Here is a 24,545-nt window from a genome sequence, read left to right as displayed (position 1 = left end):
TGGCACAGTGGTGGGCATGCGGGGCTGGTGGCAGGACCTCACCGACCTGGTGCTGCCGGCCGAGTGCGCGGGCTGCGGGGAGCCCAGGACGGCACTCTGCGACGAGTGCCGCGGCGCCCTGTGCGGGGCCGTGCCGCTCCGGGTGCGCCCGGTGCCGGAGCCGCCCGGCCTGCCGGTCGTGCACGCCGTCGCTCCGTACGAGGACGCCGTACGGGCCGTGCTGCTCGCGCACAAGGAGCGGGGTGCCCTGGGACTCGCGAGGCCGCTGGGGTCGGCGTTGGCCGAAGCCGTGTGTGCCGGTCTGCGGGACCGATCCCGGGCCGTGGGTGATAGGTCACCTCGATCGTGGGTACGCGGCACACAGGATGGTCCACAGGGGCGCGTGATGCCGTTGTCGCTCGTTCCTGTGCCCTCGGCGCGGGCCGCTGTGCGGGCGCGCGGGCACGACCCGGTCCGGCGGATCGCGGTCGTCGCGGCGGCCGAGCTGCGGCGGGCGGGAATCCCGGCGCGGGTGCTCGCGGTGCTCCGTCAACGGCGCGCGGTGGCCGACCAGTCGGGGCTCGACTCCCGGCAGCGGCAGGCCAATCTGGCGGGCGCCCTGGAGGCGGTCGCCGGGAGCGGGCGGCTGCTCGGGGGAGGCCGGGTGGTGGTCGTGGACGACCTCATGACCACCGGTGCCTCTCTGGCGGAGGCCGCCCGGGCATTAGGTGCCTCGGGCACGGAAGAGAGAACGCGAGCGGAGACAGGTGCTGAGAACGGACGAGAACGGGGAACGGGGATCGTGCGAAGCCCGGTATTGGGCGGTGGGTACGCGATCGGTGCAGCCGTTGTCGCTGCGTCACCGGATTCCTTCGTAATAAACCGGAACTGACTGAGAACTTGCATCGTTGCAGGTGATGAGAGGGTCAATGCACCTGAATGGAGGTACGCGGCAGTAGAGGGTGACGACTTCCCTCCGGGCGAGATATGTTCGGTTGTGAGGAATGGCGGACGCCGTCCCTCGCATATCGGAATGCCGGCCTGCGGGTTTTTCGCAATCACCCCGGCCGGTGGGGTGGAGATCTTGCCCACGGGGGAGGAGGAGGTGGAAGTCACCGAGTCCGAGGCCCCGGGAGTCACCGGGGTCTGGTGCAAAAGGGAGATGCTCCGCCGCCGAAGCGGAGCGATCCGGGAACGGAGTTCTGCGTGGACATCGTCGTCAAGGGCCGCAAGACCGAGGTGCCCGAGCGGTTCCGCAAGCACGTGGCCGAGAAGCTGAAGCTGGACAAGATCCAGAAGCTCGACGGCAAGGTGATCAGCCTCGACGTCGAGGTGTCCAAGGAAACCAACCCGCGTCAGGCCGACCGTTCCGACCGCGTGGAGATCACCGTCCGCGGACGTGGGCCCGTGATTCGCGCGGAGGCCTCGGCAGCCGATCCCTACGCGGCGCTGGACCTGGCAACCGCCAAGCTCGACGCACGCCTGCGCAAGCAGCACGAGAAGCGTCACAACCGCCGGGGCAACGGCAGGCTCTCCGCCGCCGAAGTCGCCGAGCGCGTCCCGGACGCCGCGACCCTCAACGGAGACGGCTCCATCGCCCGCGACGAGGAGCCGGACGGCGTGCCGGTCAAGAAGATCGGCTCCCTGGAGATCCAGGGCGAAGGCCCGCTCGTGGTCCGGGAGAAGACGCACGTCGCGGCCCCCATGTCACTCGACCAGGCGCTCTACGAGATGGAACTGGTCGGACACGACTTCTACCTGTTCGTCGACTCCGAGTCCAAGGAACCGAGCGTCGTCTACCGCCGGCACGCCTACGACTACGGCGTCATCCGGCTCAACACCGACCCCATGGTTGCCAAGCCCGAGACCGCCGGTGGCGGCGGAGCCCTCGGCGGCTGACCACTGCCCCATGACGGCCGAGGTGGTGCCCCTGGAGCGCCTGTGCGCCCCCAGGGGCACCACCGTGCGCCCAGTGCGCGCACCGCACCGGCCCCGGGCATGAAAGCATGGGCGGGCCGGTCAACCGGTGTGCTGTCGCCTGGGGTTGGCGCAGCAGAGGCTCAAACGGGCCGCGGCCTTCATGGGGGAGGAACGATGGCGGACAGCTTCGGACCGATGCGTCACGAGGGTGCCGATGACGGCATCGGCATCGGCACGGACGCGGGCGCCCCACGCAAGGAGCCCATCAGGGTCCTGGTGGTGGATGACCACGCCCTCTTCCGCCGGGGCCTGGAGATCGTCCTCGCCGCCGAGGAGGACATCCAGGTCGTCGGAGAGGCGGGCGACGGCGCCGAGGCGGTGGACAAGGCCGCGGATCTGCTGCCCGACATCGTGCTCATGGACGTACGGATGCCCAAGCGCGGCGGCATCGAGGCGTGCACCTCCATCAAGGAGGTGGCACCCAGCGCCAAGATCATCATGCTGACGATAAGCGACGAGGAGGCCGACCTCTACGACGCGATCAAGGCGGGCGCCACCGGCTATCTCCTCAAGGAGATCTCCACGGACGAGGTGGCCACGGCGATCCGCGCGGTGGCCGACGGGCAGTCGCAGATCAGCCCCTCGATGGCGTCCAAGCTGCTCACCGAGTTCAAGTCGATGATCCAGCGCACCGACGAGCGCAGACTGGTGCCCGCGCCGCGGCTCACCGACCGTGAGCTGGAAGTCCTCAAGCTGGTCGCCACCGGGATGAACAATCGCGACATCGCCAAGGAACTGTTCATCTCCGAGAACACCGTGAAGAACCACGTACGCAACATCCTGGAGAAGCTGCAGCTGCACTCCAGGATGGAGGCCGTCGTCTACGCGATGCGGGAGAAGATCCTCGAAATCCGCTGACCGGCCGACGGCGGAATGACCGGCCGACGGCGGAATGACCGGCCGACGGCGGAATGACCGGCCGCCGACGGAACGACCGGCCGCTAGCCGATCGCGGCGGTCAGCGCCGCCGTCAGCTCCGGGCGGTCCATCCGCTCCACCCGCACCGCGTCGCAGCCGACCCAGGACGCCGCCTCGCGCAGCGCCTGGGCCATCGGAGCGACCGCCTTCGGGCCGTCCAGTGAGACCTGCCTCGCCACCAGCGTGCTGCCCTCGCGCGCGGGGTCGGCCCGGCCCAGGATCCTGCCGCCCGCGAGCAGCGGCATCGCGAAGTAGCCGTGGATCCGCTTCGGCTTGGGCACGTACGCCTCCAGGCGGTGCGTGAAGCCGAAGATCCGCTCCGTGCGCGCCCGCTCCCAGATCAGCGAGTCGAAGGGGGACAGGAGCGTCGTGCGGTGGCGGCCGCGGGGTGTCGTCTCCAGCGCCTCGGGGTCCGCCCACGCAGGCTTGGACCAGCCCTGGACCGTCACCGGCACCAGGCCCGAATCGGCGACCACCGCGTCGAACTGCTCGCCCTTGAGGCGGTGGTAGTCCGCGATGTCCGCGCGCGTGCCGACGCCCAGCGCCTCACCGGCCAGGCGGACCAGGCGGCGCAGGCACTCCGCGTCGGTCAGGTCGTCGTGGAGCAGCGTCTGCGGGACGGCGCGCTCCGCCAGGTCGTACACCCGCTTCCAGGAGCGGCGCTCCGTGCACACCACCTCGCCGTACATCAGCGCCCGCTCGACCGCGATCTTCGACGCGGACCAGTCCCACCACTCGCCCTTGTTCTTCGCGCCGCCCAACTCCGTGGCGGTCAGCGGGCCTTCGGCGCGCAGCTGCTTGATGACCTGGTCGTACGCACCGGTGGGGAGGTCGTGGTGCCAGTGCGGGCGGGAGCGGTAGGCGCGGCGGCGGAAGGCGAAGTGCGGCCACTCCTCGATGGGGAGGATGCACGCGGCGTGCGACCAGTACTCGAAGGCGTGCGTCTGCGTCCAGTACGCCGCCTCGACGGTGTCGCGGCCCACGGCGCCCAGGCGCGCGTACGGAATGAGTTCGTGCGAGCGGGCCAGCACCGAGATGGTGTCGAGCTGGACCGCGCCGAGGTGGCGCAGGACGCCCCGCACACCGGACTTGCGGTCCGGGGCCCCCAGGAAACCCTGGGCACGCAGGGCGATGCGGCGGGCCTCGTCGGCGGAGAGTTCGGTGGCGGGACTCGGCAGGCTCGTCATGGTCGAAACGATAGGCGCAGGCACTGACAGCTCCCTCGGGCCGAGGGGTCAGGCCCGCGCGGGCAGGTACGGGAACAGTGAGTGCACGTCGAGGTCCGAGGGGAGCAGCGCGCCGATCCAGCAGTCCCGCAGGGTGCCCTTGTTCAGCAGGCCCGCGCGGAGCTTGCCCTCGACCGTGAAACCGGCCCTCTCCACGACCGCCCGCGAACCGGTGTTGCCGACCTCCGCGCGCCACTCCAGACGCGTGCAGCGCAGGTCCGTGAAGGCCCAGCGCGCGAGGCCGAGCACGGCCTCCGTCATGTAGCCGCGGCCCCGGTGCTCCTTGGCCGTCCAGTAGCCGACCTCCCAGGTGCCCGAGCGCGGGTGGTGCAGGCTGGCGGCGGCGAGCAGCGGGCCGCCCTCCCGGGGGCGTACGGCGAACGTGTACTCCTGGTCGTCGCGCCAGCCGTCCGGGACGACGCGGTGGATGAACGTCTCGGCGTCCACGCGCGCGTACGGCGACGGAATCGTCGTCCAGCGCTGGATGTCCGGGTCCTGGCAGGCCGCGTAGGTCTCGTCGATGTCCTCGGGCGTGAAGACGCGCAGGAACAGACGTTCGGTGGTGAGGGTGACGGGCTCCATCGAACGATTCTGGTGGGGCACGACCCTCCGGGGCCAGCGTTTTACGGGCTTCGGTGATCACCGTTCACAGGGCACTCATGGGCGTAACCCGGCACCTTCGGCGCTCCTCGCCCGTTGACCTCATGGCAGCCCTCCCGGCGCAGGCCGGTCCTCGCATACGATGGCCGTTGCCCGACGAGTAAAACCGACCATGCCAGGCCCGACCGGCAAGGAGACCAACCCCCGTGTCCGTCCTCTCGAAGATCATGCGTGCAGGCGAAGGCAAGATCCTGCGCAAGCTGCACCGCATCGCGGACCAGGTCAACTCCATCGAAGAGGACTTCGTCAGCCTCTCCGACGCCGAGCTGCGCGCGCTGACCCAGGAATACAAGGAGCGTTACGCCGACGGCGAGACGCTCGACGACCTCCTGCCCGAGGCCTTCGCGACGGTCCGTGAGGCCGCCAAGCGCGTCCTGGGCCAGCGCCACTACGACGTCCAGATGATGGGCGGCGCCGCGCTGCACATGGGCTATGTCGCCGAGATGAAGACCGGTGAGGGCAAGACCCTCGTCGGCACGCTTCCCGCGTATCTGAACGCCCTCTCCGGCAAGGGCGTCCACCTCATCACGGTCAACGACTACCTGGCCGAGCGCGACTCCGAGATGATGGGTCGCGTCCACAAGTTCCTGGGTCTGGAAGTCGGCTGCATCCTGGCCAACATGACGCCGGCCCAGCGCCGCGAGCAGTACGCCTGCGACATCACGTACGGCACGAACAACGAATTCGGCTTCGACTACCTCCGCGACAACATGGCGTGGTCGCAGGAAGAGCTCGTGCAGCGCGGCCACAACTTCGCGATCGTCGACGAGGTCGACTCGATCCTCGTCGACGAGGCCCGTACGCCGCTGATCATCTCCGGCCCCGCCGACCAGGCCACCAAGTGGTACGGCGACTTCGCCAAGCTGGTCACCCGCCTCACCAAGGGTGAGCCCGGCAACCAGCTGAAGGGCATCGAGGAGACCGGGGACTACGAGGTCGACGAGAAGAAGCGCACCGTCGCCATCCACGAGCCCGGCGTCGCCAAGGTCGAGGACTGGCTCGGCATCGACAATCTGTACGAGTCGGTGAACACGCCTCTGGTGGGTTACCTCAACAACGCCATCAAGGCCAAGGAGCTCTTCAAGAAGGACAAGGACTACGTCGTCATCGACGGCGAAGTCATGATCGTCGACGAGCACACCGGCCGCATCCTCGCCGGCCGCCGCTACAACGAGGGCATGCACCAGGCGATCGAGGCGAAGGAAGGGGTGGACATCAAGGACGAGAACCAGACCCTTGCGACCATCACCCTCCAGAACTTCTTCCGCCTCTACAAGCGCGAGGGCTACGACAGCGGCCTCTCCGGCATGACCGGTACGGCCATGACCGAGGCCGCCGAGTTCCACCAGATCTACAAGCTGGGCGTCGTGCCGATCCCGACGAACCGGCCGATGGTCCGCGCCGACCAGTCCGACCTGATCTACCGCACCGAGGTCGCGAAGTTCGCCGCCGTCGTCGACGACATCGCGGAGAAGCACGAGAAGGGGCAGCCGATCCTGGTCGGCACCACCTCCGTGGAGAAGTCGGAGTACCTCTCGCAGCAGCTGTCCAAGCGCGGCGTGCAGCACGAGGTGCTCAACGCCAAGCAGCACGACCGTGAGGCGACCATCGTCGCCCAGGCCGGCCGCAAGGGCGCCGTCACCGTGGCCACGAACATGGCCGGACGAGGCACCGACATCAAGCTCGGCGGCAACCCGGACGACCTCGCCGAGGCCGAGCTGCGCCAGCGCGGTCTCGACCCCGTCGAGCACGCCGAGGAGTGGGCCGCGGCGCTGCCCGCCGCCATGGAGAAGGCCGAGCGCTCCGTCAAGGCCGAGTTCGAAGAGGTCAAGGCGCTCGGCGGGCTCTACGTCCTCGGCACGGAGCGGCACGAGTCGCGCCGTATCGACAACCAGCTGCGCGGCCGTTCCGGACGTCAGGGCGACCCCGGCGAGTCCCGGTTCTACCTCTCGCTCGGTGACGACCTGATGCGCCTCTTCAAGGCGCAGATGGTCGAGCGCGTGATGTCCATGGCCAACGTGCCGGACGACGTCCCGATCGAGAACAAGATGGTCACCCGCGCCATCGCCTCGGCGCAGTCGCAGGTCGAGCAGCAGAACTTCGAGACCCGCAAGAACGTCCTGAAGTACGACGAGGTCCTCAACCGCCAGCGCGAGGTCATCTACGGAGAGCGTCGCCGCGTCCTGGAGGGCGAGGATCTGCAGGAGCAGATCACGCACTTCATGGACGACACCATCGACGCGTACATCGCCGCCGAGACCGCCGAGGGCTTCGCCGAGGAGTGGGACCTGGACCGGCTGTGGGGCGCCTTCAAGCAGCTCTACCCCGTCAAGGTCACCGTCGAGGAGCTGGAGGAGGACGCGGGCGACCGCGCGGGCCTCACCGCCGAGTTCATCTCCGAGTCCATCAAGGACGACATCCACGAGCAGTACGAGGCGCGTGAGGCGCAGCTCGGCTCCGACATCATGCGCGAGCTGGAGCGGCGCGTCGTCCTCTCGGTCCTCGACCGCAAGTGGCGCGAGCACCTCTACGAGATGGACTACCTCCAGGAGGGCATCGGCCTCCGTGCCATGGCGCAGAAGGACCCGCTGGTCGAGTACCAGCGCGAGGGCTTCGACATGTTCAACGCCATGATGGACGGCATCAAGGAAGAGTCCGTCGGCTACCTGTTCAACCTGGAGGTCCAGGTCGAGCAGCAGGTCGAGGAGGTCCCCGTCGAGGACGCGGCGCCTTCGCTGACCAAGGACGGCGCGCAGGACGCGGTGCCCGCGGGCGCCTCCCGGCCGGAGATCCACGCCAAGGGCCTGGAGGCCCCGCAGCGGCCCGACCGCCTGCACTTCCAGGCGCCGAACGCCGAGGGCGGCGTCGACGAGGGCGACTTCACCACGGACGGCGCGGGGGTCCGGTCCGAGTCGGACGGGATGACCCGTGCGGAGCGGCGCAAGGCGCAGAAGGGCGGTCGGCGGCGCAAGAAGTAGCGCTGTCGCTGTGACGTGAGGTGACGTGACGGGAGGGGCCGGGCTGCTGTCCGGCCCCTTCGGCGTGCCGGGTCCGGGCCGGCGTGCCGGGTCCGGGTGCGAACAGCCGTCAGGGGCGGCTCGGTTCCGTCTCCACCGCCGTGCAGCGCCACTTGCGGTCCGGGCCCAGGGTGAGGCGGAACGCCAGTGCCCGCAGCCGCGGGCCCGTCGCCACGCGCGCGAAGACCTCGTACGTCTCGGGGTGCGGCTGGTAGTGGCCGATCCGGTGGACCGTGGGGCGGTGGCCGCCCGCGGAGAGGGGCCTGAGCTCCGCCAGGCGGGCCAGGTCGTCGAAGGCCGTGTTGGCGACGTGCCGGGCCACCCAGTGCATCGGGCGCTGGCCGCTGAGGACCAGGACGAGGCGCTCGGCGAAGACCTCCGTGGGGTGCGGGGGCGGCTGGGCGGGGATCGTGCCGGGGCCGCGGTCCGAGGGGCGGGGCGCCGAGGGGCGGCGGGAGTCGCGCCGGACCGGTGGGCGGCCCGCGGGCGGGCGGGACGCGGTCGGGCGGGGGCGGGGCCTTGTCATCACCTTGCGCACGGGAGCCTCCGTCGGAGTCGGTCGTCACGGGGAGCCGGTCCGGCCGATGCCGATGCCAGTACCGGGGAGTAACTTCTTGTCGAAGGATCTTGTACGGGGGCACGGGCCGCGGGTGCAAGGGTGCGCGGGCCGGGCGCGGACGGCGGCGGGTTTCACCTATCCGGGGGACGCGGGACCGCGGCGGCCTTGCGGTTCCCGGCCGGTGCCGGGTGAAGAGCGGGACGCGCGCTGACGTCGCCCGGGGCGGTGGGGGGAGCTCGATGGGGGACTCCCGCACGTATCCTGAAGGTCTTCCACGACCACGAAGGTCCGCTGTCGCGGACACGAACGAAAGCGGTCAGCCATGCGCGTCTACGTTCCTCTGACCCTGCCCCGGCTCGCCGAGGCGTACGAGGCCGGGGAAGTGGGGCCCGGCCCGCTGGTCGCCTACGCCGTGACGCCCGCGCTGCGCGAGTGGTACGTCTCCGACGACATCGAGGAGCTCGAGTACGCGGCGCTGAACCGGGCCGCGCAGGCGTCGCTCCGGCTGATCGCGGGGAACCCCGCGGCGGCGCGGCGGCGGGTCGTGCTCGCGGCCGACGTGCCCGACGGGGCGGCCGTGGCCGACCCCGACCGCGGGCTCGACGAGGGGGCGCTCGGCGAGGTGCGGATCGCCGACGGCCTGCCGCTGGGCAAGGCGGCGGCCGTGCACGTGGACGCGGGGGACGCGGAGCGGGACGTGGCGGCCGCGGCCTCGGCGCTGGGAGCGGCGGACCAGGGCGACGGCGACGCGCGGTTCGTGGTGGACGGGGCCGAGGACCACGAGCTGCTCTGGTTCGCGACGCAGGAGATTCCCGGGCTGCTCTGATATCCCGGGCTGCTCTGAGATTCCCGGGTGCTCTCAGATTCCCGGGTGCTCTGAGGTTCCCGGTTGCTCTGAGGACGTTCCCAGGCCGGTCCGCGAAGGCCCCGAGGCCGTGCGGCGGACCGTGCGGTGGGGCCGCGCGGCGGTGGCTGTCGGTGGGGGAGGGTAGCGTTTTCGTATGGGGAAGCTGCTGCGCGGGGCGCACATCGTGTGGGACTGGAACGGGACGCTGCTGCACGACATCGATGCGGTGATCGACGCGACGAACGCCTCGTTCGCGGAGCTCGGGCTCGAACCGATCACGCTGGAGCGGTACCGCGACCTGTACTGCGTGCCGGTGCCCCGGTTCTACGAGCGGCTGATGGGGCGCCTCCCCAGCGACGCCGAGTGGGAGATCATGAACGCCGTCTTCCACAAGCACTACTGGACGCGGGCGGACGCCTGCGCGCTCGCCGAAGGCGCCTCCGAACTCCTCGCCGCGCGCCGGGCCGAGGGGCGCACGCAGTCGCTGCTGTCCCTCGCCCCGCACGAACACCTGGTGCCGATCGTGCGCCGGCACGGCATCCACGAACACTTCGTACGCATCGACGGACGGACTGACGAGTCGCACGCGGGCAAGGCCGAGCGGATGGTGCGCCACCTGGCCGCCCTCGACGAGTTCGACGCGTCCGGCGCGCTGGACGTCGCGCGGGTCGTCGTGATCGGTGACGCCGTGGACGACGCCGTCGCCGCCGCGCACGTGGGGGCGCGGGCCGTGCTCTACACCGGGGGCTCGCACAGCCGGACGAGCCTGGAGGCCGCCGGAGTGCCCGTCGTCGACAGCCTGGCGGACGCCGTCGACGTGGCGGAGCGGCTCGTCTCCCGGGCCGCCTGACGGGCCGACGGGCCCCGGCCGAGGGGGTTGCCGGATTCCGTTCACGCTCCGCTTCGTTCTGCGTACGCTGAGGTGGGATCCTCGGCGCGGTGGGCCTCGCGGGACGACGTGCCGGACCACGTGCCGGGCGACGTGACGGGGGCGGTAGCGCGATGGGTTTCGGCTTCGGGCAGCGGCGGGGCGGGCAACTGCCCGCCGAACTGACCTCGTTCGTCGGGCGGGCGGACGAACTGGCGCGGGTCCGGGCGGCGTTCGAGTACGCCAGGCTCGTCACGCTGGTCGGCCCCGGCGGGGTGGGCAAGAGCCGCACCGCGCTGCGGGCGGCCGCCGGGCTCGGGGAGCGGTTCCCGGACGGCGTGTGGCTCGCCGAACTGTCCGCGCTGCGCGACCCGGAGCTGATCCCGGCCACGCTCGCCGCGGTCCTCGAACTGCCGGAGCAGTCGGGAATGGCACCCCTCGACGCGGTCGTGGCGCATCTGCAGGGGCGGCGGCTGCTCATCGTCCTCGACACCTGCGAGCACCTGGTCGACGCCTGCGCGATGCTCTCCGACATCCTGCTGCGCGAGGCCGCCGACGTCTGCGTGCTCGCGACCAGCAGGCAGCCGCTGGACGTGCCGGGCGAGCACTGCTGTTCCGTCGCGCCGCTCGCGCCGGACGACGCCGTGGAGCTGTTCGCGCAGCGGGCGGCCGCCGTCGTGCCCGGGTTCGCCGTGGACGAGGAGAACCGGCACCGGCTCGTGGCGCTCGTCCGCCGGCTCGACTGCATCCCGCTCGCCCTGGAGCTCGCCGCGGTGCGGCTGCGTGCGGTCTCCGCGCAGGAGCTGGTGGCGCGGCTCGACGACCGGTTCCAGGTGCTCACCGGGGGGCGGCGCACCGCGCTCTCGCGGCACCAGACGCTGCGTACGGCCATCGACTGGTCGCATGAACTGTGCACCTCCGCCGAGCAGTTGCTCTGGGCGCGCCTGTCGGTCTTCGCCGGGTCCTTCGAGCTGGCGGCGGCCGAACAGGTCTGCGGGGACGAGGCGTTGCCCGTCGCGGAGGTGCTCGGGCAGCTGATCGGGCTCGTCGACAAGTCCGTGGTCCAGCGGCTCGGCGAGGCGGGCAACCGCTACCGGCTGCTCGACACCCTCCGCGAGTACGGCGCCGAGCGGCTCGGTGCCGTGGAGAGCGACGGCGGCGCGGCGCTGCGGGCGCGGCACTTCGCGTACTACCGGGACCTGGGGCGCCGCTTCGAGGAGGGTTTCCTCGGCGCCGCGCAGCCGGAGCTGCACCGCGCCGTCCGCGCGGAGATGTCCGGACTGCGCGCCGCCCTGCGGTACGCGTACGAGACCGAAGGGCTGGCCCGGGAGGGGCTCCGCCTCGCGGCCAGGCTGTGGCCGCACTGGCGGGCCTCCGGGACCCTCTCCGAGGGCGGTTACTGGATCGAGAAGGGCCTGGAGCGCGTGCCCGAGGACTGTTCGGCGCGGGCGTGGGGGCTGCTGACGACCGGCGCGTTCGGCGTGTGGACCGCGGATCTCGCGACGGCCGTCGAGCGGATGACGCAGGCGCGGGAGTCCGCGCTGCGGGCGGGCGACGAGGAGGTCGCGCTGTTCGCCGAGGCGTACGGGCAGGGGCTCGCGGCGCTGTGCGGCGACGCCGACGGGCTCACGCGGCTCGCCGACGTGGGGCGGCGGATGCTCGCGGGCGACAACCTGCTGGGCGTCGTCGTCATGAGTTCCGAGGGCGCGCTGCTGCGTGCGGTGCTCGGGGACCTGGACGGGGCCCTGGAGCTGTGCGCGCAGGGCCTCGGCCTCCTGGAGGGCACGGGCGAGCGGCAGATCTACGGGGCCACGCTGACCACGCAGGGCTTGGTGCGCTGGCTCGCCGGAGACCGGGAGGCGGGCGTCACGTCGCTGCGCCGGGGCCTGGAGGCGGCGAGCGAGGTGGACGAGGTGCTGGTCGCGGCGATGTGCTGCCACGGTCTGGCCTGGGCGGCGGCGCGGGAGGGGCGGCAGGTGCGGGCCGCGTGGCTGTTCGGGTACGCGGAGAACGCGCGGCGGCTCGGCGGCGACCCGATCGGGATGCTGCCCTCGCTCCTCGAACAGCAGGAGGCGGCGCGGAAGACGGTGCGGGAGGCGCTGGGGAGCAGGCAGTTCGAGCGGTGGCACGCGGTGGGGGCGCGGTTGTCCGGACGGCAGGTGCTCGACGCGGTGCGGGCCGACGCGGACACGCCGGGGCGGGGGGCGGGGGCCGGGGCCGCGCGGGCCGGGGGCGACGTGCTGACGCGGCGCGAGCGGGAGGTGGCGGTGCTGGTCGCCCAGGGGCTGTCCAACCGGGAGATCGCGGAGCGCCTCGTCATCTCGAAGCGGACCGCGGACGCGCACGTCGAGCACATTCTGGCGAAGCTGGGGGTGGGGTCGCGGACGGAGATCGCCGGGGCCACGCGGACCGGCGGGGCGCCCTGAGCGGACGCCTCGGCTGTGTCCGGGGCGGTCGGTCCGTGGGTGCCCCCGAGGCCTTCGTGGGGCCTGCCCTCGCCGACAAGGGCAGGCCCTCCTGTCGCCTCGTGGGGGCGGCACGTCGTAGAGCCTGCCCGGTGCGGGGGGCTCCCGGCATCGGTACGGGTGAGGATCGGCATACCGATGTGGGAAGGGGTGGAGGCGGGTTCGTATACCTAGGCCGGCGGTGCCTGGGTCACCGGCGCCTTCGCGCGCAGGACCGTCAGGAATTCGCGCATCCAGCCCGAGTGGTCGGGCCATGCCCGGGCCGAGACCAGCGTGCCGTCCACGACCGCCTCCGCGTCCTGGAACGTCGCGCCGGCCGTCTGCATGTCCAGTTCGAGCGCCGGGTACGCCGTGACCCTGCGGCCGCTCAGGCCGCCGATGGCGGCGGTGAGCAGCGGGCCGTGGCAGATCTGGGCGACCGGCTTGTCCGCGTCGAAGAAGGACTTGAGGATCTTGCGGAGCTCGGGGTCGTTGCGCAGGTACTCCGGGGCCCGGCCGCCGGGGATCACCAGAGCGGCGTACTGGCCGGGATCCACCTCCGCGAAGGCGAGGTCCGCGGGCCACGTGTAGCCCGGCTTCTCGGTGTACGTGTCGAAGCCCGGCTCGAAATCGTGCACCACGAACCGCAGCGTCTTGCGGGCCGGGGCGGCGATGTGGACGTCGTACCCCTCCTCGCGCAGCCGCTGGTAGGGGTAGAGGACTTCGAGCGACTCCGCCGCGTCGCCCGTGACGATCAGGATCTTGGCTGCCATTTCGCTGCACTCCCCTCGGGGCGGGGTGCCGCCTGCGCGGACCCTCACGGCCAACGTGCCCGTACGGTGGCTCTTTGCCAAGAGGGAGTGGTGGCCGAGGGCACTGTGCAGACTGTCAAAGTTCGCCCCCCGCTTTTGTACACATACGGCTCATGACGGCTGCCCGGTGCGGAGCGATAGCCTGGACCCGTGATCAGCGCGATATCCCGCGGGGGCATGGACGCCCCCGCCCTGCGCCCGGGGAACACGGTGGACAACCGTGCCCGGGACCTCGCTGACGCTTCTTCGCGGTGCGGCCGACCGGGCCGAGCGAGCCATCAGTCAGTGGAACCGCTGAAAATGGCGGAAAGCTGTCCGCTCGCGCACCACCGCGGCATAACGTCGAATCCGGCCGGAGACCCCGTGCCGCGGCGTTACGGCACATCACTTCCTTCTACGTCACGCAACGGCGCGCGACAGGAGTCAGAGGACAATGCAGACCAAGCTGGACGAAGCCAAGGCCGAGCTGCTCGCGCGGGCCGCCCGGGTAGCTGAGAACAGCCCGGCCGGGGGACGCCTACCGAGCGGTGCACCGACTGGGACGACGAGCGAGGCCACGCCAGACCAGGACATGGCTCTCGCGTTCCTCCAGCGCTACTACCTGCACACCGCCCCCGAGGACCTGGCCGACCGCGACCCGGTCGACGTCTTCGGAGCCGCCTTCTCCCACTACCGGCTGGCCGAGAACCGCCCGCAGGGAACGGCCAACGTACGGGTGCACACCCCGACCGTCGAGGAGAACGGCTGGACGTGCAGCCACTCCGTCGTCGAGGTGGTCACCGACGACATGCCCTTCCTCGTCGACTCCGTCACCAATGAGCTGTCCCGGCAGGGGCGCGGCATCCACGTCGTGATCCACCCGCAGGTCGTGGTGCGCCGTGACGTGACCGGAAAGCTGCTCGAGGTGCTGAGCCGCAAGGCCGGCGCCGAGCTGCCGCACGACGCGCTCGTCGAGTCGTGGATCCACGTCGAGATGGACCGCGAGACCGACCGCGCGGACCTGAAGCAGATCACCGCCGACCTGCTGCGGATCCTCAGCGACGTACGGGAGACCGTCGAGGACTGGGAGAAGATGCGCGACGCCGCGCTGCGCATCGCCGACGAGCTGCCCGCCGAGCCCACCGCCGGTGACCTGCCCGACCAGGAGGTGGAGGAGGCACGCGAGCTGCTGCGCTGGCTCGCCGACAACCACTTCACCTTCCTGGGCTTCCGCGAGTACACGCTCACGGACGACGACTCGCTCGCCGCCGTCCCCGGCACCGGTCTCGGCATCCTCCGCGCCGACCCGCAGCACGACGGCGACGACCACCACCCGGTCAGCCCGTCCTTCAACCGGCTGCCCGCCGACGCGCGCGCCAAGGCCCGCGAGCACCGGCTCCTCGTGCTGACCAAGGCGAACAGCCGGGCCACCGTGCACCGGCCGTCCTACCTCGACTACGTCGGCGTGAAGAAGTTCGACGCCGAGGGCAACGTCGTCGGTGAGCGGCGCTTCCTCGGGCTCTTCTCGTCCGCCGCGTACACCGAGTCGGTGCGCCGCGTGCCCGTCATCCGCCGCAAGGTCGCGGAGGTGCTGAAGGGCGCGGGCTTCTCCGCCAACAGCCACGACGGGCGCGACCTGCTCCAGATCCTGGAGACGTACCCGCGCGACGAGCTCTTCCAGACGCCCGCCGACGAGCTGCGCTCCATCGTGACGAGCGTCCTCTACCTCCAGGAGCGCCGCCGCCTCCGGCTCTACCTGCGCAAGGACGAGTACGGGCGCTACTACTCCGCCCTCGTCTACCTGCCGCGCGACCGCTACACCACCGGCGTCCGGCTGCGGATCATCGACATCCTCAAGGAGGAGCTGAACGGCGCGAGCGTCGACTTCACCGCCTGGAACACCGAGTCGATCCTCTCCCGCATCCACTTCGTGGTCCGGGTGCCCAAGGGCGCCGAGGTCCCCGACCTCTCCGACGCCGACATCGAGCGCATCGAGGGCCGGCTCGTCGACGCCGCCCGCTCCTGGGCCGACGGCTTCGCCGAGGCGCTGACCGCCGAGTGCGGCGAGGAGCGCGCGGCCGAGCTGATCCGCCGGTACGGGCACGCCTTCCCCGAGGGGTACAAGGCCGACCACACGCCGCGCGCCGCCGTCGCCGACCTCCAGCACCTGGAGCAGCTCGGCCAGGGGGAGAAGGACTTCGCGCTCTCCCTGTACGAGCCCGTGGGCGCGGTGCCCGGCGAGCGGCGTTTCAAGATCTACCGCTCCGGCGGGCAGGTCTCGCTCTCCGCCGTGCTGCCCGTGCTGCAGCGGCTCGGCGTCGAGGTGACCGACGAGCGTCCGTACGAGCTGCGCTGCGCGGACCGTACGCACGCGTGGATCTACGACTTCGGGCTCCGCATGCCCAAGTCCCCCAACGGCAACGGCGACTACCTCGGCGACGACGGCCGCGAGCGCTTCCAGGAGGCCTTCGCCGCCGCCTGGACCGGTGCCGCCGAGGTCGACGGGTTCAACTCGCTCGTGCTGCGGGCCGGGCTCAACTGGCGCCAGGCGATGGTCCTGCGGGCCTACGCCAAGTACCTGCGCCAGGCCGGCTCCACGTTCAGCCAGGACTACATGGAGGACACCCTCCGCAACAACGTCCACACCACCCGGCTGCTCGTCTCGCTCTTCGAGGCGCGGATGTCGCCGGACCGCCAGCGCGCGGGCACCGAGCTGACCGACGGGCTCCTCGAGGAGCTGGACGGCGCGCTCGACCAGGTCGCGAGCCTGGACGAGGACCGCATCCTGCGGTCCTTCCTCACCGTCATCAAGGCGACGCTGCGGACCAACTTCTTCCAGAGCGCAAGCGAGGGAAGCGACAAGAGGGGTCAGGAGTCGACGGGCGGGACGCCGCACAACTACGTCTCCATGAAGTTCGACCCGCAGGCCATCCCCGACCTGCCCGCGCCGCGTCCGGCGTACGAGATCTGGGTGTACTCGCCCCGCGTCGAGGGCGTCCACCTGCGCTTCGGCAAGGTCGCGCGCGGCGGGCTCCGCTGGTCCGACCGGAAGGAAGACTTCCGTACGGAGATCCTGGGGCTCGTGAAGGCACAGATGGTGAAGAACACCGTCATCGTGCCCGTCGGCGCCAAGGGCGGCTTCGTCGCCAAGCAGCTGCCCGACCCGTCCGTCGACCGCGACGCGTGGCTCGCGGAGGGCGTCGCCTGCTACAAGACGTTCATCTCGGCGCTGCTCGACATCACCGACAACCTGGTCGCGGGCGAGGTCGTGCCCCCGGCGGACGTCGTCCGCCACGACGAGGACGACACCTACCTGGTGGTCGCGGCCGACAAGGGCACGGCGACGTTCTCCGACATCGCCAACCAGGTCGCCGAGTCCTACGACTTCTGGCTCGGCGACGCCTTCGCCTCCGGCGGCTCCGCTGGCTACGACCACAAGGGCATGGGCATCACCGCCCGCGGCGCCTGGGAGTCCGTCAAGCGGCACTTCCGGGAGCTGGGCTGCGACACCCAGTCCGAGGACTTCACGGTCGTCGGCGTGGGCGACATGTCCGGTGACGTGTTCGGCAACGGCATGCTGCTCTCCGAGCACATCCGCCTGGTGGCCGCCTTCGACCACCGGCACATCTTCATCGACCCGAAGCCGGACGCCGCGACCTCGTACGCCGAGCGCCGACGCCTCTTCGAGCTGCCCCGCTCCTCCTGGGCCGACTACGACAAGGAGCTGCTCTCCGCGGGCGGCGGGATCTTCCCGCGCAGCGCCAAGGCGATCCAGCTCAACGCCCAGATCCGCGAGGCCCTCGGCATCGAGGGCAAGGTCGCCAAGATGACCCCGGCCGACCTGATGAAGGCCATCCTGCAGGCGCCGGTCGATCTGCTGTGGAACGGCGGCATCGGTACGTACGTGAAGTCGTCGGCCGAGTCCGACGCGGACGTCGGTGACAAGGCCAACGACGCGATCCGCGTGGACGGTCAGGACCTGCGCGTCAAGGTCGTCGGCGAGGGCGGCAACCTCGGGCTCACGCAGTTGGGGCGCATCGAGTTCGCGCGTTCCGGCGGCCGGATCAACACGGACGCCATCGACAACAGCGCGGGCGTGGACACCTCCGACCACGAGGTGAACATCAAGATCCTGCTCAACGCGGTCGTCACCGACGGCGACATGACGGTCAAGCAGCGCAACAAGCTGCTCGCCCAGATGACCGACGAGGTCGGCCACCTGGTCCTGCGCAACAACTACGCGCAGAACACCGCCCTGGCCAACGCCGTCTTCCAGTCGCCGTCCCTGCTCCACGCCCACCAGCGCTTCATGCGCAGGCTCGGCAAGCAGGGCCACCTCGACCGGGGCCTGGAGTTCCTGCCCAACGACCGGCAGATCCGTGAGCTGCTCAACTCCGGCCGGGGCCTCTCCCAGCCCGAGCTCGCCGTGCTCCTCGCCTACACGAAGATCACGGCCGCGGACGAGCTGATCCAGACGACGCTGCCGGACGACGCGTACCTCCAGCGGCTGCTGCACGCGTACTTCCCGAAGGCGCTGCGCGAGAAGTTCCCCGAGCAGGTCGACGGGCACGCGCTGCGTCGCGAGATCATCACGACCGTCCTCGTCAACGACACGGTGAACACCGGTGGTTCGACGTTCCTGCACCGGCTGCGGGAGGAGACGGGCGCCTCGCTGGAGGAGATCGTGCGGGCGCAGCTGGCCGCCCGGGAGATTTTCGGCCTGAGTGAGGTGTGGGACGCGGTCGAGGCGCTCGACAACGTCGTCGCCGCCGACGTCCAGACCCGTATCCGGCTGCACTCGCGCCGCCTCGTCGAGCGCGGTGCGCGCTGGCTGCTCAACAACCGGCCGCAGCCGCTCCAGCTGGCCGAGACCATCGGCTTCTTCAGCGAGGGCGTCGCGGAGGTCTGGGCCGAGCTGCCGCAGCTCCTGCGCGGCTCCGACCTGGAGTGGTACCAGGGCATCCGCGACGAGCTGACCGGCGCGGGCGTCCCCGACGACCTCGCCCAGCGCGTCGCGGGCTTCTCGTCCGCCTTCCCGGCGCTCGACATCGTCGCCGTCGCCGACCGGACGGGCAAGGAGCCGATGGCCGTCGCCGAGGTCTACTACGACCTCGCCGACCGCCTGCGCATCACCCAGCTCATGGACCGCATCATCGAACTGCCGCGGGCCGACCGCTGGCAGTCCATGGCGCGCGCCTCCATCCGCGAGGACCTGTACGCGGCGCACGCCGCGCTGACGGCGGACATCCTCGCCGCGGGCAACGGCGAGTCGACGCCGGAGCAGCGCTTCAAGGCGTGGGAGGAGAAGAACGCGCCGATCCTGAGCCGGGCGCGCACGACGCTGGAGGAGATCCAGAGCTCGGACGCGTTCGACCTGGCGAACCTGTCGGTGGCGATGCGGACGATGCGGACGCTGCTGCGCACGCACTCGTAGTTCCGCGTTCGTCGTTCCCCGGCGGTACGTGTAGAGGGGGCGTCCCGGGCCTTTCGGCTCGGGGCGCCCCCTTCGCGTACCCCGGAGTGCCCGGCCGGGTGATTGGTTGCCTCCGTGGCGCGGAAGGGGTGATGACATTCGCCATGACTCGCCATATCTCATCAATTCAGACATTTGGTCTAAGGTGGGTGAGATTGTCTGATGGCGGTACGAGATCCGAAACGCAGGGAAGGTCGCGACAAGGCGATGACGGAAGCCATTCTGCTGGTCGGCGGGCAGGGCACCCGGCTGCGGCCGGTCACGGTCCACACGCCGAAGCCGATGGTCCCGGCGGCCGGGGTCCCCTTCCTCGCGCACCAGCTAGCGCGCCTCGCGGCCGCCGGTGTCGACCACGTCGTGATGGCCACCTGCTACCTCGCCGAGGTCTTCGAACCGCACTTCGGCGACGGATCGGCGTACGGCCTGGAACTGGAGTACGCGGTCGAGGACGAGCCTCTGGGCACCGGCGGCGCCATCCGCAACGCGGCGGCACGCCTGCGCGGCGGCGGCGACGAGCCCGTCCTCGTCCTCAACGGCGACATCCTCAGCGGCGTCGACATCCGGGGCCTGATCGACACGCACGTACGGCGCGCGGCCGACGTCACGCTCCACCTCACCCGCGTCGACGACCCCCGCGCCTTCGGGCTCGTACCGACCGACGACGACGGACGTGTCCTCGCGTTCACCGAGAAGCCGACGACGCCCGAGGAGATCGTCACGGACCAGATCAACGCGGGGGCATACGTCTTCCGCAGGTCCGTGATCGACGCGATCCCGCCGGGGCGTGCCGTGTCGGTGGAGCGGGAGACCTTTCCCGCGCTGCTCGCCCGGGGCGCGTACCTGCACGGTCAGGTCGAGAGCGCCTACTGGCTGGACCTCGGCCGCCCCGAGGCGCTCGTCCAGGCCTCGGCCGACCTCGTGCGCGGGATCGTCGCCTCGCCCGCGCTGCCGGGGGAGCGGGGCGAGTACCTCGTCCTGCCGGGCGCCGAGGTCGCGGCGGACGCCCGCCTCGCCGCCGGGACCGTGGTGGGCGCGGGCGCCCGCATCGGGGCGGGCGCACTCGTGCACGGCTCGGTCGTGCTGGACGGGGCGGACGTGGGGGCCGGCGCCGACATCCGCCGGAGTCTGGTCGGCGCGGGGGCCCGCATCGGGCGCCGCACCGTCCTGGAAGGCGCGGTCGTGGGAGACGGCGCGCGCGTGGGGGCCGACAACGAACTGCGGACCGGGGCGAGGGTGTGGTGCGCGGCGGTCCTGCCCGACGCGGCGCTCCGCTTCTCGCCGGACGTACCCAAGGGATCCCCGACCATCGAAGGGCCTGAGCAATGCCTGTGAACCTCCCCCAGGACATGTCGGAGAACCAGGACATGTCGCGGAACCTCTCCGAAAGCCTTGCCGCCCGGCTGCCCGAAGCCTGGGCGGCGACCCCGCTGACCGTCGTCATGCCCACGTACAACGAAGCGGGCAACCTGCCCGGCATGGCCGAGGCCCTCATGGCGCTCCCGCTGCCCGGCCTGCGCCTCCTCGTCGTCGACGACTCCAGCCCCGACGGCACCGGCGACATCGCCGAACGCTTCGCCGAGCGGTACGGCAGCGCCCGCATGAGCGTCCTGCACCGCACCGAGAAGGACGGCCTCGGCCGGGCCTACGCCGCCGGCATGGCCCGAGCCGTCGCCGAGGGCGCGCACTACGTCCTGCAGATGGACGCCGACGGCAGCCACCCCGTGGAGAAGGCCGCCGAACTGCTCGGCGTCGCCCTCGCCACCGACGCGGGCGTCGTCATCGGCAGCCGGTACGTCCAGGGCGGCACGCTCTCCGACGCGTGGGGCGCCCACCGCAAGCTGCTCTCCCGCTGGGCCAACGCCTACGCGGGCACCATCCTCGGCACCCGCGTCACCGACATCACCGGCGGCTTCAACCTGTGGCGCGCCGACGCCCTGCGCGCCATCGACCTGGCGTCCGTCGACAGCGCGGGCTACAGCTTCCAGGTCGAGATGAAGTACCGCGCGCTGCGCCGCGGCTTCGGCGTCATGGAGGTGCCGATCCACTTCGAGGACCGCACGGTCGGCGAGTCGAAGATGAGCCTGATGGTGCAGCTGGAGTCGGTCGTCATGCCGTGGAAGCTGCGGCTCGACGCGAGAACGCGCGGCCGCGGTGGTGCGGGGGTGCGCGGATGATCACGCCCACACTGCACGAGGCGCCGCAGACCGCGCCGTCCGTGCCCGCACAGGCGCCCGCTCCGCAGACGTCCGGCGCCGCCCGCGGACTCCCCCTCGCCCGGTTGCGCAGGCTGGCCCTCGAGGTCGTGAAGTTCGGCGTCGTCGGCGGCAGCGGCGTCGCCGTGAACCTCGTCGTCTTCAACCTCCTCCTGCACGGCCTGTCCTCCGGCCCGATGACGGCCACGGTGCTGGCCAGCTGCGTCGCCATGGGCACCAACTACCTGGGCTTCCGCTTCTTCGCCTACCGGGACCGCGCCTCGCGCACGAAGCGCCAGATCGCCCTCTTCTTCGCCTTCAGCGGCATCGGCGTGGCGATGGAGAGCGTCCTGTTCTACGCGGCGTACCAGGGCGCGGACATGAGCGGCCCGCTCGGCTCCAACATCGCCAAGGCGCTGTCGATCGTCCTCGCCTCGGCGTTCCGTTTCCTGGTCTACCGGACGTGGGTCTTCCAGCACGATGCGCGTCGCCGGTAAAGCGGTCATACGGCGGGCCGCGTGGGCGGCGGCGGCCCTCGTCCTCCTCCTGCTCCTCCTCGTCGTCGTCCGCCTGCCCTGGGCGGGCGACCTCGGCATCCACGCGGCGACGGTCGAGCGCCTGCGCCACGACCTGACCGACCCGGGCAACCCCCTGGTCGACGCCGACACCCCCAGCCCGTACTACTCCCCGTGGATGCTGCTGCTCGGCTGCCTGGCCAAGGTCACCGGGCTCGGCACGTTCGTGGTGCTGCGGGTGGCCGCGCTGGCCGGGCTCGGTCTGCTCGCGACGGGTGTCGTGTGTCTCGTACGCACCTTCAGCACCCGGCGGGCCGCGCCGCCCCTCGCCCTGCTCTGCCTGCTCCTGCTCTGGGGCCCGCGGCTCTTCAACTGGAGCGGTTTCCTCGGTCTCAACTCCCTTGCCCTGACGGTCTCGTACCCGAGCACGTTCGCGCTCGGGCTCTCCTTCCACTTCTGGGCGCTGGTGCGCAAGTCCGTGCGGGGCGGCGGGGCGGGGTGGCTCTTCGCCCTCGGTCTTGGCGCGCTCTGGTCGGTGATCCTGCTCAGTCACCAGTTCACGGGCGTGGTCGCGTCGTTCGGCGCGCTCGCGATGGTCCTCGGCGCGCGGCCGCGGCCGGTGCGGGCGGTGCTGCTCCGGCTCGCCGGGGGACTCGCGCTGGGGCTCGTCATTCTGGTTGCCTGGCCGTACTACTCCTTCTTCGGCCTGCTCGGCGTGGGCGGCCTGGAGGAGATCCACCGCCCCCTCTACCGGCACCTGCCGTCGCACTTCGGTCCGGCCCTGCTGCTGGGCGTCGCGGCCCTGGCGCTGCGCTGGCGCCGGGACCACCGGGATCCGCTGGTGCTCTTCTTCGCCCTCGGCGCCGCGACGTTCGCGGCGGGCGGCCTGAGCGGCCACTACTCGTGGGGCCGCGTGCTGCCCGCGGCCCTGATCCCGGCGCAGCTCGCGGTGGCCCTGGAGGTCGTCGAGGCGGGGCGTGCGGGGGTGCGCCGGGCCTTCGCCGGGCTCCTCGGCGTGGCGCTGCTGGTCGGCGCGTGGACGCAGGCGGGCACGCTGGGATACGTGGTGCCGCGCGATGCGCTGCCCGACCGGGTCGCGGCGAAGTACCGCGCCCCGTGGCCGGGTTACCACTGGCTCACGCCGAAGGTCCGCTACGGCGACATCGTCCTGGCCAAGACCTTCCCCGCCCGCCAGATCCCCGCGTACGGCCCCTACACGGTGGCCCCCGGCTACCCGGACTTCTTCCTGCCGGACCAGGAGGAGCGGGTGGCCGCGGTGCGGAGCTATTTCGCGGCGGAGACCTCGCGCACGGGACGCCTGGACGTTCTGCGCCGCTACGGGGTGCGCTGGGTCGTCCAGTACCCGGGCGACGGCGGCCTGCGCCCGGACGACCCCGCCCTCCGCCGGGCGGGGTCCGGGCCCAAGGGGCAGGTGCTGTACGAGGTCATGGGCAGGTGACGAGGATGACGGAGACGGCGGTGCAGGTGACGGACGCGGAGTCGTTGGCGGGGTTGGGGTCGGTGGGCGCGGACGCCGTGCGCTGACCGGTGACCTTGACCGGGCCGAGGCTCAGCAGGCTCAGCGGGACGCGGAAGGTCTTGTTCACGCTCGCCTTGTCGGCGATGGCTCCGTAGGCGCACGTCACCGTGGAGTTGGCGGTGGTGCATCCGGCGGCGAGGTTGGTGGCCCTGGCGCCCTGCGGGAGCTTCGCGGTGAGGGTCGCGGAACTGACGGCCCCGGGACCGGTGTTGCGGGCCGTGAGGGTGTAGGCGATGTAGGGCACCAGGAGGCTCAGGCGCGGCTGGGCGGTGAGGTCGACGGCGATGTCCGCCGTGGCCGGCGAGGGCGGCGTCCCCGCGAAGGCCAGGCCGTAGGGGCCGCTGAACCCGCTGATCGTGGCGGTGACGGCGGCGGTCCCGGTGTCGATCACCGAGACGGTGCCGTCGTCCACGTTGGACGCGTAGACGACGCTGCCGGACGGGTCGGCCTCCACTCCGGCCGGGCCGTCGCCGACGGGGACGGTCGCCGTCACGGTCCTGGTCGCCGTGTCGATCACCTTCACGTCGTCACTGCCCCGGTCGGCGACGTAGGCCCGCGCGCCCGAGGGGTCGAAGGTGACGCTGTGCGGTGAGGTGCCGACCGCAATCGTGGCGCTGACCGTGTTGGTCGCGGTGTCGATGACCGAGACCGTGGTGCCGCCGTTGTTGGTGACGTAGGCGACGGCTCCGGAGGGGCTGACCGCCACGCCCGCGGGGGCGCTCCCGACCGGGACGGTGGCGGTCACCGTGTTGGTCGCGGTGTCGATGACCGAGACGGTGTTCGCGCTGTTGTTGGTCACGTAGGCGGTGCTGCCCGACGGGGCCGTCGCCACGCCGTTCGGGGAGTTCCCGACCTGGACGGTGGCGCTGACCGTGTTGGTCGCGGTGTCGATGACGGAGACGGTGTCCCCGCCGCTGTTCGCGACGTACGCGCGGTTTCCGGACGGGGCGAAGGCCACGTTGAGGGGGTTGCTGCCGACGGGGATGGTCGCGGTGACCGCGTGGGTCGCCGTGTCGATCGCGGAGACGGTGGCCTCGTCGAAGTTGGTGACGTAGGCGTGCGCGTCGGCCGGGTCGACCGCCACGCCGACCGGGCTGTTGCCGACGGTGATGCTGTCGGTGACGGTGTTCGTGCTCGTATCGACCACCGAGACGGTGTCGCCGTGGAAGTTGGCCACGAAGGCCGAGGGGCCGGTGGCGGCCGGCGCGGGGGCGGCCTGTGCGGGCGCGGCCTGTGAGGGGAGGGCCACCATGCCCGTCAGCGCCAGAGCGCCACCGGCGGCCAGCGAGGCCAGCCGCCGCCCCCAGATGGCGGACGACCGGTCCGCCCTCAAGCGTCTCGCGGGTCTTGAGGGTGCAGGTGTCATGGGACTTCCCCCTTCGGCGGATGCGCGCGGGCGACGCCCGGCGACAACCCCGGAATCCTCTCGCTCCCTCAACCATTCGGGGGCCGAAAACTCACTGTTGTCCGAATGAGGTCAGAAGGTGGCCAGACGACAACTTGACACCGTGGAGGCCGTCGCGGTCGTCGGGCAGT

At 71.5% G+C, this 24,545-nt stretch carries 17 protein-coding genes; 12 read left to right on the top strand and 5 right to left on the bottom strand.

Annotation, left to right across the window (positions count from 1 at the left end; genetic code table 11):
* The first annotated feature begins 16 nt into the window (after positions 1-16).
* From ACZ69I_RS28200 to ACZ69I_RS28190, 3 genes are all read left to right on the top strand, one after another.
* Positions 17-871, top strand: coding sequence for a ComF family protein (locus ACZ69I_RS28200; RefSeq protein ID WP_470835392.1), 855 nt, complete (start codon positions 17-19; stop codon positions 869-871).
* Between the two features lie 314 nt (positions 872-1,185).
* Entirely contained in the window at positions 1,186-1,878 is a 693-nt protein-coding gene (gene hpf / locus ACZ69I_RS28195) for a ribosome hibernation-promoting factor, HPF/YfiA family (RefSeq protein WP_467681071.1), read from the top strand.
* A 195-nt stretch (positions 1,879-2,073) separates the two neighbouring features.
* A complete protein-coding gene (locus ACZ69I_RS28190; protein WP_467681069.1) occupies positions 2,074-2,817 on the top strand; it encodes a response regulator in 744 nt (247 codons plus the stop codon).
* An 83-nt stretch (positions 2,818-2,900) separates the two neighbouring features.
* On the opposite strand, the gene ACZ69I_RS28185 is transcribed toward ACZ69I_RS28190, so the two are convergent.
* Both ACZ69I_RS28185 and ACZ69I_RS28180 read right to left on the bottom strand, forming a co-directional pair.
* Positions 2,901-4,064 carry a winged helix-turn-helix domain-containing protein gene (locus tag ACZ69I_RS28185; RefSeq protein WP_470835390.1) on the bottom strand — a complete coding sequence of 388 codons (1,164 nt, stop codon included), beginning with the start codon at positions 4,062-4,064 and terminating at the stop codon, positions 2,901-2,903.
* A 48-nt stretch (positions 4,065-4,112) separates the two neighbouring features.
* Entirely contained in the window at positions 4,113-4,685 is a 573-nt protein-coding gene (locus ACZ69I_RS28180) for a GNAT family N-acetyltransferase (RefSeq protein ID WP_470835389.1), read from the bottom strand.
* A 224-nt stretch (positions 4,686-4,909) separates the two neighbouring features.
* On the opposite strand from ACZ69I_RS28180, the gene secA reads away from it, so the two are divergent.
* Positions 4,910-7,741 (top strand): preprotein translocase subunit SecA, encoded by a 2,832-nt coding sequence (gene secA, locus ACZ69I_RS28175; protein WP_470835387.1) that lies wholly within the window; start codon positions 4,910-4,912, stop codon positions 7,739-7,741.
* A 109-nt stretch (positions 7,742-7,850) separates the two neighbouring features.
* Here the strand turns inward: secA and ACZ69I_RS28170 are convergent, their stop codons facing one another.
* Positions 7,851-8,318 (bottom strand): Rv3235 family protein, encoded by a 468-nt coding sequence (locus ACZ69I_RS28170; protein ID WP_470835385.1) that lies wholly within the window; start codon positions 8,316-8,318, stop codon positions 7,851-7,853.
* Positions 8,319-8,661: 343 nt separating this feature from the next.
* On the opposite strand from ACZ69I_RS28170, the gene ACZ69I_RS28165 reads away from it, so the two are divergent.
* The 3 genes from ACZ69I_RS28165 to ACZ69I_RS28155 all read left to right on the top strand — a co-directional run bounded on the left by ACZ69I_RS28165 (position 8,662) and on the right by ACZ69I_RS28155 (position 12,480).
* The gene (locus ACZ69I_RS28165) at positions 8,662-9,165 is read left to right on the top strand and encodes a DUF6912 family protein (protein WP_467681059.1); all 504 of its coding nucleotides are present in this window, start codon (positions 8,662-8,664) and stop codon (positions 9,163-9,165) included.
* A 175-nt stretch (positions 9,166-9,340) separates the two neighbouring features.
* On the top strand, positions 9,341-10,036 hold the full coding sequence (locus ACZ69I_RS28160) for an HAD family hydrolase (RefSeq protein WP_470835384.1): 696 nt from the start codon (positions 9,341-9,343) through the stop codon (positions 10,034-10,036).
* Between the two features lie 152 nt (positions 10,037-10,188).
* On the top strand, positions 10,189-12,480 hold the full coding sequence (locus ACZ69I_RS28155; RefSeq protein ID WP_470835382.1) for an ATP-binding protein: 2,292 nt from the start codon (positions 10,189-10,191) through the stop codon (positions 12,478-12,480).
* Positions 12,481-12,689: 209 nt separating this feature from the next.
* Here ACZ69I_RS28155 and ACZ69I_RS28150 read toward each other — a convergent pair whose 3' ends face one another.
* The gene (locus tag ACZ69I_RS28150) at positions 12,690-13,271 is read right to left on the bottom strand and encodes a DJ-1/PfpI family protein (RefSeq protein WP_470835380.1); all 582 of its coding nucleotides are present in this window, start codon (positions 13,269-13,271) and stop codon (positions 12,690-12,692) included.
* Positions 13,272-13,743: 472 nt separating this feature from the next.
* Between ACZ69I_RS28150 and ACZ69I_RS28145 the strand changes: the two genes are divergently transcribed.
* The 5 genes from ACZ69I_RS28145 to ACZ69I_RS28125 all read left to right on the top strand — a co-directional run bounded on the left by ACZ69I_RS28145 (position 13,744) and on the right by ACZ69I_RS28125 (position 22,928).
* Complete coding sequence (locus ACZ69I_RS28145; protein ID WP_470835379.1) at positions 13,744-18,723, top strand: NAD-glutamate dehydrogenase; 4,980 nt, start codon at positions 13,744-13,746, stop codon at positions 18,721-18,723.
* A 246-nt stretch (positions 18,724-18,969) separates the two neighbouring features.
* A complete protein-coding gene (gene manB, locus ACZ69I_RS28140; protein WP_470835377.1) occupies positions 18,970-20,094 on the top strand; it encodes a mannose-1-phosphate guanylyltransferase in 1,125 nt (374 codons plus the stop codon).
* A 32-nt stretch (positions 20,095-20,126) separates the two neighbouring features.
* Positions 20,127-20,936, top strand: coding sequence for a polyprenol monophosphomannose synthase (locus ACZ69I_RS28135; RefSeq protein ID WP_467681105.1), 810 nt, complete (start codon positions 20,127-20,129; stop codon positions 20,934-20,936).
* Positions 20,933-21,451, top strand: coding sequence for a GtrA family protein (locus tag ACZ69I_RS28130; RefSeq protein ID WP_470835375.1), 519 nt, complete (start codon positions 20,933-20,935; stop codon positions 21,449-21,451). The genes ACZ69I_RS28135 and ACZ69I_RS28130 overlap by 4 nt, the downstream gene beginning before the upstream one ends.
* Positions 21,435-22,928: a hypothetical protein gene (locus ACZ69I_RS28125; RefSeq protein WP_470835374.1), complete on the top strand. Its 1,494-nt coding sequence runs from the start codon at positions 21,435-21,437 to the stop codon at positions 22,926-22,928. The genes ACZ69I_RS28130 and ACZ69I_RS28125 overlap by 17 nt, the downstream gene beginning before the upstream one ends.
* Here the strand turns inward: ACZ69I_RS28125 and ACZ69I_RS28120 are convergent.
* Positions 22,915-24,342 (bottom strand): YVTN family beta-propeller repeat protein, encoded by a 1,428-nt coding sequence (locus ACZ69I_RS28120; protein ID WP_470835373.1) that lies wholly within the window; start codon positions 24,340-24,342, stop codon positions 22,915-22,917. The genes ACZ69I_RS28125 and ACZ69I_RS28120 overlap by 14 nt on opposite strands.
* Positions 24,343-24,545 lie beyond the last annotated feature (203 nt).

The sequence above is a fragment of the Streptomyces sp. NPDC036815 genome, assembly GCF_055609205.1.
This window is presented reverse-complemented; position numbering and strand designations above follow the sequence as displayed.